At 50.7% G+C, this 2,877-nt stretch carries 2 protein-coding genes; both read left to right on the top strand.

Going from position 1 to position 2,877, the window contains the following annotated elements; all coding sequences use genetic code 11:
- Positions 1-165: 165 nt before the first annotated feature.
- Positions 166-663: an FUSC family protein gene (locus VIM87_RS17020; protein ID WP_331998156.1), complete on the top strand. Its 498-nt coding sequence runs from the start codon at positions 166-168 to the stop codon at positions 661-663.
- A gap of 73 nt (positions 664-736) precedes the next feature.
- The gene (locus VIM87_RS17015; RefSeq protein WP_331998155.1) at positions 737-2,692 is read left to right on the top strand and encodes a M1 family metallopeptidase; all 1,956 of its coding nucleotides are present in this window, start codon (positions 737-739) and stop codon (positions 2,690-2,692) included.
- Positions 2,693-2,877 lie beyond the last annotated feature (185 nt).

Genomic DNA, 2,877 nt, shown 5'->3' with positions numbered 1-2,877 from the left:
GGGCTTTGGGCGCAGGATGCAATTGTAATACACAGTAAACAAAGGAAGGTAGTTGTACTCCTGAGGTAACGCATAGGGAAAACAGTTTAGTATCATAAATATACAGGTACAAGCGGCCCTGTCCAAAAATGGCTGCCTGATAATTTGTAATTTACGCGCATGACAATGCCCAACATCAAAAAACTGCTGGTGTATATGGCCAAATGTGTGGCCGGCGTGCTGCTGGTATTTTTGTTAGCCCATCTTATCAACTACAAGGATTATATCTGGTGCATGATCTCTGTAATGCTGGTGCTTTCGCCGGATGGTACGGATGCCGTAACCCTGGCCATGAGCCGTATTAAGGCCAACCTGGTGGGCGCCGCCGCAGGGCTGATCATGCTCATCGTACACCCGTCAACGATAGTAATGGTAAGCGGGGCCATTGCCATTACAGTAATTGCCTGCACTTTCCTGCAGCTGGAAGCCTCTGCCCGCTCCGCCCTGGCAGCCGCCATTATTGTAACGCTGCATGAGGCAGGCATTCATGTATGGGATACCGCCCTGGAAAGGATCATAGCCGTGCTGGCCGGCTGTGTGCTGGGCTTAGTGATCACCTTTGTATTTCACTCCCGTTTTACCCGCCATTCTGCAGAAGGGCCCCCGCCCCAGCAGGAAGCCTGAACTACCGTATTATTTCTGATTAATTAAGTATCTTGTTTGCCTTTCAATACTAACGTATCACTTTTTACAGGTTATGACAATCAACAAGCTTACCTTCTGCCTGGCAGTCCTGCTGGCAACCAACCATTCATTTATCCGGGCTCAAACCGCACCTGCCAGCAATTACGATCAGCACAAAGCATTTGACCCGCTTTTTTACACACAGAACGGCAATGAGTTCCGCAGCGCAGGCGGCGCACCCGGACCTAAATACTGGCAAAACCGGTCGGACTATGCCATTAACGTAACGCTGGATACTGCGCAGCACCGCCTTAGCGGCTCGGTACAGATCACGTACACCAACAACAGCCCCGACACTTTATCATTTGTATGGCTGCAGCTGGACCAGAACGTGTACCGGGAAGATTCCCGCGGTGAAGCAGCCTCCCAGTACAGCGGCGGGCGTTTTGTGAACCGCAGCTTTACCCAGGGCGATGAGATCAGCAGCGTAAGCATTGTACAAAACGGTAAAACACAGGCTGCCAGCTACCGGGTGAATGATACCCGGATGAAGATCCAGCTGCCGGCTGCCCTGAAAGCTAATGGCGGTACCGTGCAGTTCCGCATCAATTATGCTTTTACCATACCGCAATACGGCACGGACCGTATGGGCCGTTTGCAAACCCGTAACGGATGGATCTACGAAATTGCCCAATGGTACCCGCGTATGTGCGTGTATGATGATGTGCTGGGCTGGAATACCCTGCCTTACTTAGGGGCCGGTGAGTTTTACCTGGACTATGGCAATATAGAATATAGCGTAACCGCCCCGGCGGATATGGTGGTAGCCGGCTCCGGCGAGCTGCTGAATGCCGCCCAGGTATTAACGCCTGAGCAAAGCAGCCGCCTGGCCAAAGCACGTGCCAGCGACCAAACCGTGACTATTAAGGACAGCACCGCCGTTATATCCCCCACGGATAAACGTAGAGGCAACCTTACGTGGCGCTTTTCCTGCAAAAACACCCGTGATGTAGCCTGGGCTGCTTCCCGTGCCTTTATATGGGACGCTGCCCGCATTAACCTGCCGGGTGGTAAAAAAGCGCTGGCCCAGTCGGTATACCCGGTAGAGGTAGCATCTACCAAGGCCTGGGGCCGCTCCACCGAATATGTGAAAGGTTGTATTGAGCTGTATTCCAATAAATGGTTCTCCTTCAGCTACCCCGTAGCTACCAATGTAGCCGGTATTGTGGGTGGTATGGAATACCCCGGCATTGTGTTCTGTTCCGCAAGAGCCACCGGCGCCGGCTTATGGGGTGTAACAGACCATGAGTTCGGGCATAACTGGTTTCCCATGATAGTGGGTTCCAACGAACGTAAGTACGCCTGGATGGATGAAGGTTTTAATACCTTCATTAATGGTATAAATACCAAAGCTTTTAATAACGGGGAATATTACCGCCCGGCAGATATCAGCAAAACCGGCCCCGGCATGTTTGGCGCCAATGCAGAAGCGCTTACAACCATTCCGGATGTGATCCAGAACGCCCAGTTAGGTAATGTAGCCTATTTTAAACCAGGGCTGGGATTAAAATTGCTGCGCGAGCAGGTATTGGGACCAGAACGTTTTGATGAAGCTTTCCGCACCTATGTGCACCGCTGGGCATTTAAGCACCCCACTCCCTGGGACTTTTTCCGCACCATGGATAATGTGGCGGGCGAAGACCTGAGCTGGTTCTGGCGCGGCTGGTTCCTGAACACCTGGAAGCTGGATCAATCTGTAAAAGAAGTGAAGTACAAGGAAAATGATCCTGCCAAAGGCGCGCTGGTAACAATTGAAAACCTGGAGCAGCTGGTAATGCCAGTGGAAGTAGCCATACAAACCGCTGATGGAAAGGCCGATACGGTAAAGCTGCCGGTAGAGATCTGGCAGCGCGGCGGCACCTGGACTTTTTTATACCCTTCCACCACCACTTTAAGCCAGGTAACCATAGACCCGCAGGGCGCCCTGCCGGATGTGAACCGGGCTAACAACAGCTGGAAGGCACAGTAAAGTAAAAAGTTAAAAAGCAAAAAGTAAAATGGGAAGTAGTGCGCTTAAGCAGGTGTGCTACATTATTTAATAACAAAAGCAAAAAGTGAAATAGAGTAAAGCACTATTTCACTTTTTGCTTTTTTACTTTTTACTTCCTTTCATTTACTCGTACTACTGGAATTTAAACACCCCCAGTATTAATA

The organism is Chitinophaga sp. (genome assembly GCF_036569125.1).
In the GTDB taxonomy this organism is placed as follows: Bacteria; Bacteroidota; Bacteroidia; order Chitinophagales; family Chitinophagaceae; genus Chitinophaga.
This window is presented reverse-complemented; position numbering and strand designations above follow the sequence as displayed.